Consider the following 15,595-nt stretch of genomic DNA (forward strand, 5'->3'; position numbering starts at 1 on the left):
ATATGTTTATTCATCACGGACACAGCGGATAGAACCAGCCGTAGCACGATCATCCCAACCATCACCACCTCCGAATCCATAGTCCGCTACTATAGGATTTTTTATAAATAGCGATAATGTCAATACTGAATTATTACCATTCCTCCTACCTTTAGTACCAGTTCCACTTGTATGTCCTGTATAGAAGAATGGCTTTAACCCTTTGAATTCAATTCTTCCATAACGATGTGAACCGGATATAAAATAGACTGAATGATCTCCATTTTTTCCATAATGAAAATAAGCTCCATATTCTGTAGCTAAAAGAGGATAAAAATCTTCTTTTTGAATATAAGCGTTAGTCTGATTATTGTATTCTCCCACATATTCTATAACAGGATTCTTCAAAAACGCCCCATAAACATCTTGCGGGGGAACTTTATATCCAGCAGGGCACGGATCATAAATTGTTTTCATGATTTTTCCTATGTTTACCATATGATGTACGGAATATGGATTTCCCCATAAATACTGATTCCCTGCAGGTTCTGGCTCATTATAATAAAGCCAGTCATTATCACTATTCTCAACATTTTCATTCATCATAATAAACTCTTCCGGATGCTTTATCGCATATTCTATTGTACCTACATTTTCTGTTTTATTTACTTCCTTAAAATTCAAATCAGATCCTCGTATATCATAGATAGGAGCATTTTCAATACTTCCAAGGGAAGCAGGCCCAATAAAAGGATCTTTACGTCCCCATTGATAACCTAAGCCACATGTAGTCAATATATCTGGTATCGTTGTTGTTGCTCCTAAATCCCGATCCATTATTTTATAGTTTTTTCCACTATAAGTTTCTCCATTAGTAGGTAACCCCAGTTCAATAATATCAGGTTTCTCCGTACACCAGACATGCCAACTCCAAAGCACATTTGCATCTTCCGCGTTCGGATCTGATTTATCATAAACTGCAATGACCCCATTTCCTGCACCGTTACTCAAAAATTCAACCCGATTAGTAGTAGCATTAAATGCAACTTGTGAAATCAGATTTTTCACATCTTGCCAAATCAACTTTGCAGAAAGAGGAGTTATTCTAACATTTTTAGAATTTGAAATATCGTTCCCTAAAGCATCCTTAAAATGATACACTTCTGCATCATCACCTATAATCTGCCCCTTATCTAAACGTCCTTGTTCATCATAAATATAACCGAATGTATATATTCTTGTTTCTCCTACTATACCATCCGTCCCGTTTCCTATCACCGTAGCATCAAACGAATAAAGACCATAAGTCACCGGAGTAATAAAGCAATTTGCCGGACCGTCTTCATCCACAGCAATCGCTTCAGAATGAGGTATGATACTAAAAGGGATATACTTCACAATATTACCTATGGTTATCTCCAAATATCCTTCCTTTAGTGAAGAATCTCCTGGTACATTGCAATAAATCCAATATACATTACTACCTTGTGGAAGATTCGCCTCATTTATCGGAAGTCCATCTTCTCCCTTTACCTGCATCAAGTTCTTATTATCTACGCTATAAAACAGACACACATCAGATGAAGAGACCAAAGTTTCCTTGTCAGAATTTAAAATACGAACTTTACGGGTAGTGACATTATTTAAATCAACATTCCCTGTCTCATCAGCCTGCAATTCAAATTTTACCATTGTTACCGGGTCTGTGATGCCATTCTCTATCAACTTAAGGTCTTCCCTATCCGTTTTTACCAAGTACTGGCCGTTAGAAGCATATCCCCGCGACCAATTATCCGAAACCGTCACCGTATACTCGATATTACTTCCCGGATTTTGAATGGCTTCCAGTTCCGTATCATATCCCTTATTCTTTAGCTCGGCAATAGTAAAGCGATAAGAATGATTACGTATTATATCCAGATACTGCCCGGTTTCCTTATCCAGGAAATCCAAACGATAATACTCTTTATTCGAACCGTCCGGATTCCGGACTACAAGAAGCAACATTGCACGATCTTTGGAGAATGTTTTCTTATCAACCTTATTTCCTAAAGCGTAAATGGAGTGTCCATATTCCAAAGGATAGTAACTTGTCACCAATCCTTTCGTTACATCCAAAGGAGTTGTAGCGGAAAGTAAATCATGCTTTTCTGAACTGCCGCTTTCGTTGATACTGCCCTGATAGATTCCTCCCTTATACTCGCTATCTAACGTAAAATCCGAATAATTCAGATTTCTCCATTCCCAATAGACTTGTTTACCGGAAAACAAATCCGTCTCGGCATCTACTGTAACCTTTGCCAAACAACGGGTCAATAGGCAAACATTAGAGCTAGCCTTTTCATTCCATTCTATCCAACCGTACATCGGAATAGTCCGCCCTTCACTTTGCAGACCGGAAAAGCCCTTCATCATTCCTTGACTAGTATAATTCCTCAACTGCTCTTCACTAGCCGTTTTATTTATAAGAAAATCACCTGCTCCTGATGCAGAAGAACGATTAGTCAGGTTACAAACTACATAAATTCGTTCTTTGTCAGCGGGAATGTATTCTTTCAATGTCACAGTCGGCGATGCGGTTCCATTTCCAAACAAAAAGGACAAATCAGCTTTACCCTCCTGATAATATACAGGGGATGAGGCGTGAGAATCATTGTATACGAACACCTGTATGCCACTAATCTTACATTCCGATTCATTCGCCACACTGCGTACCTGTACCAATTCCGCATCCGGGATAGATAAGCTGATGACATTTTTTTGAGAGGAATTAATCATTTCCATTTCAGTGTCATCGTTACAACCACCTAACAACATATTAAAAGCGAAGAAAACCAACAGACATATCCCGAACAAGTATTGTTGTATTGTTATTTTCATTTCATTCATACTTTTTAGATTTCTAATGAATTATTCCTTTACACAGCGTATCGAAGCAGGCGTTGAAGTAACCACCGGATTATATATATTATATTCAAAGTCCATAGCAGTATATGGATGAAAGTTAAACATGAGCCCACTATGTTCTTTGTCAGCAGGATGAGGTGAAGAACACCAGTAAACTCCCCGTTTTCCTAACTTTATACCATCACCATTAGGTCTATAAGTCTCCGGCAAATAAATTAGCTTCGTTTCATCAATCCCTGCATTATCATAATAAAAGGTTGATCCATTCGCAAAATAACTTTTTATGAAATACATATCCCCAAGTGACGCTCCGGCCGGGGGGAATATGGCGATCTCACCTTTACTCAAGATTTTAAAAACGTCATGCGGTGCAACTTTATAACCATACGGACAAGGGTCATACAACGATTTTAATGTTTCTTTAGGGAAAACATCCTGTTCTCCGTCCGGATTTCCCCACAGATATTTCAGTTCTGTTGTTTTCGTACACCAAGATTCACTCCCCAATCCTCTCCTTGGACTATACAAGGAACTCGGAGTACTTATAGCTTGACCGGCAGTCACTCGTTCATCGGAATATTTATATACGACCTGACCACTTCTTACGTCATATAAAATAGTACGTATGCCATCATAAGTCAATGAACCCGAAAACGGGTCTTTACGCCCCCATTGATAATGCAATCCTTGAACAGTGCCTAAATACGCTTTAGTAGCAGTCGCACCAAGATTACGATCCATCACTTTATAGTTATTGCCCGTATATATCGAAGTGACGAATTCCAGTATCTTTGGGGTAGCCGTACACCAAAGGTGCCAACTCCACAACACTTTCGCATCCTCCGCATTAGGATTAGTCTTATCATAAACAGCTATCACTGCATTTCCCCGGCTTCGTCCCATTTTCACCTGAACCCTGCCATTGACTAAAGCAACTTGTTCCACCAGTTCATCCGTGTCCTGCCAAAGCAATTTGGCCGATAAAGGATGAATATTGGCACCACCGGCTTTTGTCAAGATATTGCCACTTGCGTCTTCAAACTTCCCTTCGTCAATAATACCGTCCACTCCGTTTCCCATTATGGTAGCAGTGAAAGAATAAGAACCTGCACCTCTATCTGCTATATAACTATTGGCAGTCCCTTCCGTGTCTAACGGAGTAAAAGTATCCAATGAACTGACAGGAATATATTCCACATGCACATTGTCGGAAGAAATTTCTATAAAACCACCTTCATAATTGGCGGGAACACTACCGGTGGTACAATAGAAATTCATTACTTGTGCGGCAGTGAGGTCATAAATGCCACTGTTATCCGCCAGTTTATCCGTTTCCGTTATTCCATTGCAATATAACTGTAAATCTGTTGTTGATATTAAATCTGTCTTATTAGGCTTCAAAGCTCTGATTTGTAAGCGTCCCGGAGCATGACAGTCCACTTTCAGCAGTTTCACCGGGTCGACAATATCTTTAATCAAAGTTATTTTTGTCCTGTCTATATCAAAGTCAACGCCTCCTACAATATCACCTGTAACGCCTACATCTTCCCAATCGAGCATATTCGTGAATATTTTCACTTTATCAAGACTTAGCACCCTCACGTCCACTGTATAAATATGATTCCTCAATATTCGATAACTATCATTTGTTTTAATGGGAATAACGCGTTCAATCGTGCGATTTTCTCCAGTTTCATTATTCCACAAAGGAATCCTGACTTTCAAAGCTGTAACATTCGTATTTTCATCATAGTCTGATTCATTCTCTAACCAGTTCTCATAAATATAGCGGTCATAAGACGTCTCCGCTACTTTATCAACATTTACCCCGTCATCTATCGGTAACTCAACGGATGATAATAAATGAGAATTTTCCCATCGAAACCACCAATCAACATTTTTTAAAGTACAATCTATATATCTGTGATATACGTCATTCCACCAATCATTTGCAGCAGGATTACGGTGAGTCTCAAAAGGTGCAAATGGACGAATACACAAAGGCATATGAAGTATTTGAGTCTCTACCTGATTTATATTAATATTCCATGACCCTAGAACGGAGCGTTTTGTAGTACGAACCACGGTTCGTAACTTAGCGACTCCACGAAGTAAATGTACATCAGCCTCAAACTCACGACCACCGCCCCACCTATCTCTTATTGTCCCTATCCCGGACATATATAACGGAGTTGTCAATTCCTCCTCTGAAGTGACATCAATCGGATATTCTTGATTTGCCCACACATAAATATTATCTCCATCTCTAAATGTACCAACAGGCACTTCAATACTTGCCCTATATATACTATCCTCATAAACATAGGAATCAAGATATATTGTTCCATTCTGCGTAGAATAGAAATTTCTGTAATGGTCGCCATCATAACAACCTATTTTTACAAACAAGTCTTTTATCTCATTTTCTTTTTCTAAAGCAATGCTGCGTGTATTAGAACCCACAACTTTAGAAAAAGACACTATGACTTTAAAAGTAAGCCTCTCCATTCCTTCCGGTATGCATGAGGTGTCTCCCTTCTCATACACTGAAGTACATGAGAATATAAAACAGCTTACAAAGCATAATATTAGATATACAATGTACTTTTTCATACTATATATTATTTCTGCTATTCTTAGTTTATTCTTTAACACAACGTATAGAACGTCCGTCTGCCCGCCAAAACGGTTGCCATTCTTGTCCCAAGCCATAACCATATCCCCCTAAAGGATAAACTGAATTTACTGAAGCTACAGATGCCCAATGCGACAATCCAGATATAAGACGACCATCTTGAGGCAGACGTTTGTCTGATCTTGGATAATAGCCTGCTTCTGGATGAATAATACCTTGTGTACTCTCAGTTGAACCAGCTTGTAATCCCTTCCAAGGTTGATTGTCTGGGGGAACACGCCAACCTATCGGACATGGATCAAATATTGTTTTATTATTTGGCAACCATAATGAATAATTCATTAATGACACCGAATTTGTATACCAGTCTCCCCAACTTCGCTCATTAGTTATATAAGTTAGAGGTTCACGAACCGACTCTACTAAGTTTTCCACTTCAGCTACTTTAAAACGGACATTGGTTACACTATTTTCCGTATAAAGTGTTTTTTCCTTTTGAGTCCAATTTTCAGCACTAGGAAAAGGATCTTTACGTCCCCATTCATACAGTAAACCTTTTACTCCACCGTCAATTGTATATTCATTAGTCATAGCTCCCAGATTTCTATCCATCCAAACCAAATTATTAAAAAACTTCTGTCCTTCTGTTACATTTGGTTCATAATCTGTACACCAAATATGCCAACTCCAATAAATCTCGCCGTTTACTTTCATCGCAACAACCGCATTTCCCTCTTTTGCCGTCCTTACCTGCAAGTAAGCCCTCTCGCGCTCCAAAGCATTGACCACCGTGATTCCTCCGTCCGCAATAACTCCTTGTTCATCTTGCCATACGAGTTCTGCCATTACGTCTCCATCCGGAATTGGAATATTGCCAAACTCTACTTGTTGAGCCCATATCTTATATACGTTTTCAGTAGGAATATCCACCCTTCCGCCCGGAGCTACCATATAACAATTCGTCATCTTAACTTCTCCCTTCACCTCTTCTGCCTGTGGCGGAAGATATTCCCATGGACACACTGTCAGATTTAGTTTAAACTTAGCTGTTTTTTGAGTAAAACGGCAAAAAAGTTTATATACATGGTTACGTTCTATTTTTTCTAGAATTTCTCCATAGAGATAACCGGTATAAGGATCATATCCGCCCAACTCGACCCAAGCACAACCATCATATCCCGTTTCATATCTATAATGGAAATCTAAGGATAATTTATCATATATACACTCCATTTCCGGAACATAAAAAGAATATAATAATTCTCCTTTATCATCAGAATATACTTCTTCTCTGATTTCTTTTCTGTCCATAAAATAGATATTATCGTAACGGTTATCCGGCACTCGGACAGGCGATATAAATCCAATATCTGATATACGATCCACTCCTAACTCTTCAATATAAAGCCTGTTTTCCCAGTAGTTTTCATCCTGTCCTATTTCCCTCCTCATATAAACATCTACCCTCGCAACAGCTCGGTCTACTTGCAGATTGATTGTTTGTGTCGTCCCTTCCAATGCGTCCACTCCTGTCAGTTCTCCATACATCGGCAAACAATAATCATTATAGTAGCCCATTATATTAGGATTCCAATAATCCATTATATCACGTCTCCTGTATTGTATTTCAGCCAAATCACCCGGATGATCCACTGCTTCCAATAAAGCACGGGAATCCATATCCGTTGGCTCATTTACAATGGCATAAAACGTTTTACCAGTAGCAGCCTTTACTAGAAATATCGGAGTAACGTATACACCATCATTTATATTCAAATCCGACCAATAATACATCTTATCTAAAGTAGAGCCATCAAAAACGTAAAGACGTAACCGGTTGATACGCGTTTCATTTTCGTTCAATACTTCAGGATCATATGTAGCACGTGTACTGATACTCATATTCATTCGCACCTTTCCCGGTTCATCCGACAGAACTGCACGTTGTTCCTCATTCACACATGAGAAACAAAGCAGCACAAGCCACATCATCCATTTATATTTTGTATATCTCATATCATTTGCCGTTATAGTTTACGTTTACTAAAGGTCTTCACCTTTCAACCAGATAGTCCAGCCGTTAATCACAATCTTCGTGGAAAGGAAATTCAATAATTCCGGGTTATAGAAAAAGACAATCGCATACTCGCTCTGACGGTCGAGGTACTCCTGCGCCGGAATATTGTGCCCTTCCATTTTTGTAAGCAGCAGGTAAGGTATTAGGTCAACCTTCATCAGTTCCTTACTGTCCGACATGCGTGTAAGCGTCAGATATACTTTTTTATGTTCGAGCAGGCGCATGGTATTCATTTCCGCCACAATGCCCACATCTTCCACTTTTTCCAAATGATAGGGCTGATAACTAATCACGTCGTCATCCAGCAAGTCATTATTCCAGTCATAATATCCGTTGTCCGCATGGATTTCGAACAGGCAATCACTCATATCCAGTTCTTCTCCCGGACCGGACTTTTGCAAGATAAAGCGGAATTTATTGGTATCCTTTATCAGAGAGACCATTTCCGTCTGTTCCTGTCTGCCGGTAAAGTCGACAGTCTTCACCTCGCCATACCAAAGCGGGTTCAGAGCTTTATTGTGCACCAATGACTCTTTCCGTTTCATTCTTACCATCAAGTCTTCCAATGTTGATTTCCCGGCAACCAGTTCCGGCATTTCAAAGTCATCGCTCACTCCCGCCCAAGCGGCTATCCGGTATTCACCGACCGGAAGCGGCAACGGCATACGGTAGCTACCGCTGCCCAAAGTTTCTCCCTGCTCGCTCTTCTTCATGATAAACGTACCTTCCTTGTCAAATACAAACACGTCGACACGATTCACTTGAGCCGCAAAAGCGTCGGAAAACTCCATGTTATAGTCATACCGGAAACGAACATACAACTGACATTCCGGTAGTGTCTCATCAATGGATGTGCAGGAAAAGAGTACAAGCAATAACAACAGGCAACTTCCATAATTCATCCGTCAGACAGCACCTTTTGTATTCATTATCTTTCTCATAATCTATGGGTCTATTTATTTTTCTAGTTTCATATATAGTGTGGAAAAGCGACTTTTGCCTTTCTCGGAATAATCTGCTTTAGTTGACAAGTCGCGAAACTTGCCTGTATGGTAAGACCTGTTTTTATCAGTTTTTTATATCAAGGTCTTGATTCACGGAAATAAGCCTCCGCCGGCTGAACAAAAACGAAAAGAGGAAAAAAAGAAGGCGTCACAAGACAAGCTGCGCCGTATCATAACGCCTTCTTATTATTTTAATTGTTATTTTAGCCCAATATAGTTATCACTACAAATCCACTCCCTGACTCCAGGTAGTCCATGGATTTATCGTAATACTTACAGAGAGATATGCTTCAGCGTCATCATCATTCTCACCTGGTTTTTCAGGGTCAGTAGGATCTGTGGTATCAGGAATCCAAGGAGTACCCGGTTGTTTCACGCTGTTGATAGTCAATGTGTACCAGTTGTTACGTACAACACCGTATTTGCCAAGTGCCATTGTGGCGGTGATTGCATCGTCATGACGGATGAGGATGTTATAATAGCATACACCTTTCTGGAAGTATTCTACACCTACGGTTTCACCGGCTGTTGCATCAGGCTTGGAGTATTCACCACCGTTCGCAATAGCGTCCAGTTCGGCGAGAGTAATAGCGGCAAAATCAGCACCGACAGTTTTGCCTTGTGCAGTAGCGGCAGCAGACATACGTGCATAGAACTGGTCACAAAGAGTGATTATCTGTGTTTGCAATGCATCCGGTGAAGTAACTGCTTTTGCAGCATTATATACTGCCTGCAAATCAGCCAGTGTCTTATAAGTGACACCCAAAAGGCGGAACCAGCTATCGCCTGCTGTAAATGAATTAGGAGTGTAAACCGCACTTGCTACGGCAGCTGTAGTCTGTGCCTGGGTTTGTGCGTCGGCAGCCATTGTGTTCTCAAGACAGTATTTGCTATCCGTCATAGCTGAAAAATCAGCAGGCAAAGTTCCGTCGTCAGCAACTTTCAGATAGTTGAACTGTGACACATTGAATCCTGCCAGTTCGTAGTTCGGGTCAATTCTATAATCCGCACCTGCAGAACCTCCGGCGGGCATTACGATTTCAGCATACGGGAACATGCTCTTGTTGGTAACATTCAATGCCCAGTTGCCGAATGTACAAGTCACTCCTGCAGGAACCTTGACGCCGTCCGGATTTGTTCCTAAAGAAACCTTGGCTACGACACGGTCTACATGAATAAGTGAACGGTCAGCTTCGGCAGCGGCAATCGCGGCAGTAGCGTCAGCAATAGACGTTCCATCAACCACCTTCACATTAGCTGTCACCAGTGCTCCGTTAGCCGGATTTGCATTGTCGCCGGCATTAATCATCATAAAGTTGTCCTTTGTTGCTCCAATCACTTCGTCAAGTGTCTGCTCTACCGCACCGTTAATGACAGACCAGGAAGCGGAAGCCACACAGGCAGCTTTGAACTTGTCGCTCGGATTGACTACTGCCAGTACTTTGGCGGTAGTAGAAGGAACTTTGAATGCATTTCCGGTCCCTGCTGCAGGATTACCGCCTACATTCAAAATATACTCGGTCGAAGCCAATGTCTTTGTCTCCAAACAAACGTCTGATGCATCAAACAATGCAAGGAGTACTTCGTTTACATTCTGTTCGTCCGCTGTTCCGTGATTTTCTCCAGGAGCGCGTGTTTCCGTACTTTTAGGCATATCTACAACTACGGACATATAAGCCTCCCTGCCGTCTATCGGCAACAGGTCTTGTCCGCCGGTTGCCATCTCTTCATCATTACTACATGCTGCCATCGCCAGTCCGACAAACAGCGTTAAAAAAGATTTGTCCAATTTCATTGTTTTAAAATTTAATGAATACTAAAATGTTAATTACTAAGTATAAGTTTCAGATTATATTATTCAGCTTTTATACCTTCCAAACGTTTCAGGTACACCCGCATCGCGTCGTAATCTCCCATTTCCCAAGCCACGATAGCGGCGTTATTGTTAGCTATCCTGTCACTCGGAAAACGGTCGGCAATCATCCGGATAATCCTGTTGTATTCGTCCGAACCTTTGCCGTAGCTGACTGCGACCTGATACATTTCGTTATGGTTCATCTTATCGGGACGTGTTCTGATGATTTCCCGTCCCTGCTCTACAGAGAACGGAACCACTGTATAGCTGACTGTATATTCCACTAAGCGCAGCTTCGGATATACCTCTTGCAATAAGGCATTATATATTTTTCCGCCATCGATAGCTTTTATCTTCGCATCGCGCGCATCCGGTTCGGGAGTCTGCCCGATAATATCGAGTACTTTCTGCATATAGGAAGGACGGTATTCGCACAACCATGCAGCTAGTCCCTCCCAGTTTTCCGGCACCAAACGGCATTCTATCATACTGTCGTCCAGCTTATAGGCATGTTTCAGGTTTTGTACCAACGCTTTCGCACGTTGTTCGGAAAGGCGGGCATTGCCGTCATAATTGCCTTCCGGCGATGAGTAGCCCACTATCTTAATCCGGGCAATACGATAGTTATCATCTTCACGGATAGAATCAATGGACGAATGGATTTTAGCCAGTTCGGTAGGATTATTCATATAATCGGCAAGCAATGCCGACTGGTTCACTTTAAAATTAAGATATGCACTGCGGGTGAAAGAACGACGTTTCTCCTCTGCCTGTGCCACCATTATTTCCAGATTCGGGCGTTCCACTACCTCTTTGAATAAAGGAAGCTCCGCAACGGGAGCATTACCCAGTGCTTCTCCGCAACCTGCGCATCCCTGTAATTCACGGAATATCTCGACACGTGCTCCGGACATCCACTCCTGTGCCGGAACTGTTTCGTTATATTCTAACAACATATCCCGTTTCCTGTTAAAACGAATCATTTCCTGTCCCTCTCCCGCAGCCGGTTCTTTGCCATACAGACTTTCTTTCCGCTTGTTCATGCGATAACGGTTTCTGCCTGCAATGCAAACTGAAGGCAGGGCGAGTGTATCGCTTTCCGACCGGCTGATTATCAAAGGAGTGATTATCATCTGTCGGCGTGAAGGGAGCCGCAGCGTGCTGCAATCCATATTAAATGAGACTTCCACTTTGTCATCGCTTATTTTCCGGGCAACGGCTTGTCCGATATTTATCTCTTGGGCATGGGCGGAAACTGCGCCTAGCAGTCCCAAGGTCACGTATATACAGATTCTTTTCATCATTAGCCTATTTTATAATGTATATGATACTCACTGCAGCTTTTGTTGGGCCGAAGTAGTTTTTCTTCTCACTTTTCTGAATGGTTCCACATGTGGCACAAGGATATTTGGAATGATCCAACCGCGCATAGCCGACTCCAAGCACAGCCTCCATACTCCAGCGGTTGCCGAGCAGCCACTGGTAGCCGTAGGATATTCCGCCGCCCCACAAATGTCCCTGATAGCGGTGGCGCTCCATGTTATCACTCAAAAATGACATTCCGCCCACATTGTATTTGGCGTAATGTCCGTGCAGAGCCAGAAAATGGCCGTTGAATTTCTCACAAAGCCAGTAGCGAAGTTCCGGCTGCACGCCCCAGTGGCGCAGGCGCGTTTCATCATCAAACTTCCAGGGGTTATAATTTCCGGATAAGTCGAGAGACCATTTCTTGCCCAGGCCTATTTCCAGCCCCAGGTTCATTGTAGTAGTAGCGTCATAAAGCAAATTGGTCTTTACCGCAACCTTTTGGGCATAAGAGTTGGCCGTATTGCAAAGGAGTACTCCCAAGACACCGATTAAACATAGATATTTCTTCATGTCATCTTATTATTTATTGTTGCTTTTCTTGCATCTCTATTCTGTAATAGAGATAAAACAAAAGAATACAAACAATAAAAACCTAATTACCAATGATTTATATCACATAAAGCACCCATATAACGTTTCAGTATCATGATAAAATGAATCATAGCAAACAAAACAGAAAATAATATTCTGATATATAATTCATTAAAAATACAGATACTGAAACAATTGTGAAACAAACAGATAGGTAACAGACCAAACAATCAAAACAGTTATTGCCATGGAAACAAAACTTATGAAAAGCGAATTGCTGTACATCGAAGAACACCTGTCATGCCAAAACTACATGACAACGATTGAAACCGGATTCAAGTATTTGGAGTTCGATAAGAACACAGAATTTGAGGAAGACACTACAAGTAAGAATTATCTTCTATTCTTCCTGAAAGGTGATTTCACCATAACTTGCAACCAGTTCCACAACAGATCGTTTCATGCCGGAGAGATGATACTCATCCCCCGTTCTTCCCGGCTGAAGGGAATTGGAGAAAACGGTTCAAGCCTGCTCTCCATGTTTTTCGATATGCCCGAAGGAAACTGTGACAAGCTCATATTGCAATCTTTATCAGAGCTATGCAACAACATTGAATATGACTTCTCACCGATTAGAATACACTACCCACTGACACCATTCCTCGAAGTGTTAACCCACTGTATCAAGAACGGGATGAGTTGTGCACACCTGCACACCCTGATGCAACGGGAATTCTTCTTTCTCCTGCGCGGATTTTATGAGAAGCGGGAGATTGCAACCCTGCTTCACCCTATCATCGGAAAAGAAATAGACTTCAAGGATTTTGTCATGCGTAACCATACCAAAGTGGATAATATAGAACAGCTCATCTCACTATCGAACCTGGGAAGAAGCCGCTTCTTTTCCAAATTCAACGAGGTGTTCGGAATGACTGCCAAACAATGGATGCTGAAACAAAAGAACCAAAGGATACTCGAAAAAATGACCGAACCGGGAGTATGTATAAAAGACGCCGTTGAAGAATTGGGATTTGATTCGCAAAGTAACTTCAACCGTCACTGCAAACTATATTTCGGATGCACCGCCAAACAGTTAATGGAACGCTGCCAAACCGAAAACAGCCCTATTTATGAGGATAACCACGCAACGTGTACAAAATGAATAAAAAAATGTACTTTATGACAATTTATATTATAAAAAAATAAGCTTACTTTGCAGCGTGAAATAGTTCAAAACAACAAAGAGATTTTAATATAATCTCTATTACAGAATAGATTACAATATCGCAAAGATAAATAAAAATATTATATCTTCTAATTTTCAACGGATTATATTACAAATTTTCATTTCACTTGGATAAATTTGTAACCATGCTGTTCACCTGATTAAGCATGAATACATCGAAATCTTTCAAATAGACGCGTGTCATTTCTTCCGAAGTGTGCCCTAGTCCGGCACTAATCACAGAAATTGGTGCTCCATAGTCACGGGCAAGGGTAGCCCAGGTATGGCGGCCGATATAAGTAATATTTAGAAATGCAATAAAAAACAGAATGGTGCGAATTAAACGTAAATCGTTTATAATTAAGCATTTTACAAGAATTGCATGATAGTCAGACCTGCAAAATAAAACAAAATATTGCAGCGTTTCAGTTACCAGACTGTTAGCCGCCTGTTTCGGAAACAACGGCAGGTAACCGGATTTTTACCGGTAGAGGCAGAACGGATTTTTATTCACTGTTTATCAATGTTTTGCATACCAAAGAACGCTTTTGAAAGGAGTATTTTTACAACCTAAAAAAGAGCGTATGAAAGTGGAAAAATTCAAGGTATTGCTCTACCTGAAAAAGAGCGAGCCGGGCAAGACCGGCAAGGCCCCGATCATGGGACGGATCACCCTCAACCGCACGATGGCGCAGTTCAGCTGCAAGCTCTCCTGCACCCCCGGGCTGTGGAACGCGCGNGCCCCGATCATGGGACGGATCACCCTCAACCGCACGATGGCGCAGTTCAGCTGCAAGCTCTCCTGCACCCCCGGGCTGTGGAACGCGCGTGAGAGCCGGCTGAACGGCAAGAGCCGGGAAGCGGTGGAGACCAATGAAAAAATAGAAAGACTGCTGCTTGCCATACACTCGGCCTTCAATTCCCTCATGGAAAGAAAAAGGGATTTCGATGCCGCTGCGGTCAGGGACATGTTCCAGGGCAATGCGGGCATGCAGATGACCCTGCTCAAACTTCTCGACCGGCATAACGGGGAAATGAAGGCCCGTGTTGGTGTGGACCGTGCGCCCACCACACTCTCGACCTACCTCTTCACCTACCGCACGCTTTCCGAATTCATCAAGGCGAAATTCAAGGTTCCGGACCTTGNCCGTGCGCCCACCACACTCTCGACCTACCTCTTCACCTACCGCACGCTTTCCGAATTCATCAAGGCGAAATTCAAGGTTCCGGACCTTGCCTTCGGGCAGCTCAACGAGCAGTTCATCCGCGACTACCAGGATTTCATCCTTCTGGAAAAGGGATATGCCGTGGACACGCTTCGCGGCTACCTGGCCATCCTGAAAAAGATCTGCCGCATCGCCTACAAGGAGGGCCACTCGGAGAAATACCATTTCTGCCACTTCAAGCTGCCCAAGCAGAAGGAAAGTACGCCGAGGGCATTGAGCCGTGAGAATTTCGAGAAACTGCGTGATCTGGAGATACCGGAAAAACGCAGGTCACATATTATCACCAAAGACCTCTTCCTCTTCGCCTGTTACACCGGCACCGCCTACGCGGATGCGGTAAGCATCACCCGGGAGAACCTTTTCACTGACGACGGGGGCAGCCTCTGGCTGAAGTACCGTAGAAAGAAAACCGACTACCTCGGACGTGTCAAGCTGCTTCCGGAAGCCGTCGCGCTGATTGAGAAATACCGGGACGATACCCGCGAGACTCTTTTCCCACCACAGGACTACCATACCCTCAGAGGAAATATGAAAGCCCTGCGTCTGATGGCGGGACTCAGCCAGGACCTTGTCTACCACATGGGGAGGCACTCTTTCGCCTCGCTGGTCACGCTCGAGGAGGGAGTACCGATCGAGACCATCAGCAAAATGCTGGGACATAGCAATGTCCGGACCACACAAATTTACGCCCGTGTCAGCCCGAAGCGGCTGTTCGAGGACATGGACAGGTTCATCGAGGCAACCCGTGATTTGAAACTCATTCTTTAACCCTAAAAAATATCATTACC

9 protein-coding genes are annotated in these 15,595 nt (G+C 42.4%); 2 read left to right on the forward strand and 7 right to left on the reverse strand.

Annotation, left to right across the window (positions count from 1 at the left end; genetic code table 11):
- Positions 1-6: 6 nt before the first annotated feature.
- The 7 genes from KQP79_RS19080 to KQP79_RS19110 all read right to left on the reverse strand — a co-directional run bounded on the left by KQP79_RS19080 (position 7) and on the right by KQP79_RS19110 (position 12,335).
- A complete protein-coding gene (locus KQP79_RS19080; protein WP_022200222.1) occupies positions 7-2,859 on the reverse strand; it encodes a hypothetical protein in 2,853 nt (950 codons plus the stop codon).
- A 30-nt stretch (positions 2,860-2,889) separates the two neighbouring features.
- A complete protein-coding gene (locus tag KQP79_RS19085) occupies positions 2,890-5,499 on the reverse strand; it encodes a hypothetical protein (RefSeq protein ID WP_231106119.1) in 2,610 nt (869 codons plus the stop codon).
- Positions 5,500-5,527: 28 nt separating this feature from the next.
- Positions 5,528-7,537 (reverse strand): hypothetical protein, encoded by a 2,010-nt coding sequence (locus KQP79_RS19090; protein ID WP_004310601.1) that lies wholly within the window; start codon positions 7,535-7,537, stop codon positions 5,528-5,530.
- Between the two features lie 27 nt (positions 7,538-7,564).
- Positions 7,565-8,500 (reverse strand): FimB/Mfa2 family fimbrial subunit, encoded by a 936-nt coding sequence (locus tag KQP79_RS19095; RefSeq protein WP_234120893.1) that lies wholly within the window; start codon positions 8,498-8,500, stop codon positions 7,565-7,567.
- A 325-nt stretch (positions 8,501-8,825) separates the two neighbouring features.
- Positions 8,826-10,397 carry an Mfa1 family fimbria major subunit gene (locus tag KQP79_RS19100; RefSeq protein WP_022200224.1) on the reverse strand — a complete coding sequence of 524 codons (1,572 nt, stop codon included), beginning with the start codon at positions 10,395-10,397 and terminating at the stop codon, positions 8,826-8,828.
- A gap of 59 nt (positions 10,398-10,456) precedes the next feature.
- Positions 10,457-11,761, reverse strand: coding sequence for a DUF3868 domain-containing protein (locus KQP79_RS19105; RefSeq protein WP_004310598.1), 1,305 nt, complete (start codon positions 11,759-11,761; stop codon positions 10,457-10,459).
- A 4-nt stretch (positions 11,762-11,765) separates the two neighbouring features.
- Entirely contained in the window at positions 11,766-12,335 is a 570-nt protein-coding gene (locus KQP79_RS19110) for a DUF3575 domain-containing protein (RefSeq protein WP_004310597.1), read from the reverse strand.
- 268 nt (positions 12,336-12,603) lie between these two features.
- Here KQP79_RS19110 and KQP79_RS19115 point away from each other — a divergent pair, with 268 nt between their 5' ends.
- Together KQP79_RS19115 and KQP79_RS19120 are read left to right on the forward strand one after the other, a co-directional pair.
- A complete protein-coding gene (locus KQP79_RS19115) occupies positions 12,604-13,518 on the forward strand; it encodes a helix-turn-helix domain-containing protein (RefSeq protein ID WP_004310595.1) in 915 nt (304 codons plus the stop codon).
- Between the two features lie 647 nt (positions 13,519-14,165).
- Positions 14,166-15,575 carry a site-specific integrase gene (locus KQP79_RS19120; protein WP_264386544.1) on the forward strand — a complete coding sequence of 470 codons (1,410 nt, stop codon included), beginning with the start codon at positions 14,166-14,168 and terminating at the stop codon, positions 15,573-15,575.
- Positions 15,576-15,595 lie beyond the last annotated feature (20 nt).

The sequence above is a fragment of the Bacteroides sp. DH3716P genome, from assembly GCF_025914115.1.
Taxonomy (GTDB): Bacteria; Bacteroidota; Bacteroidia; order Bacteroidales; family Bacteroidaceae; genus Bacteroides; species Bacteroides ovatus.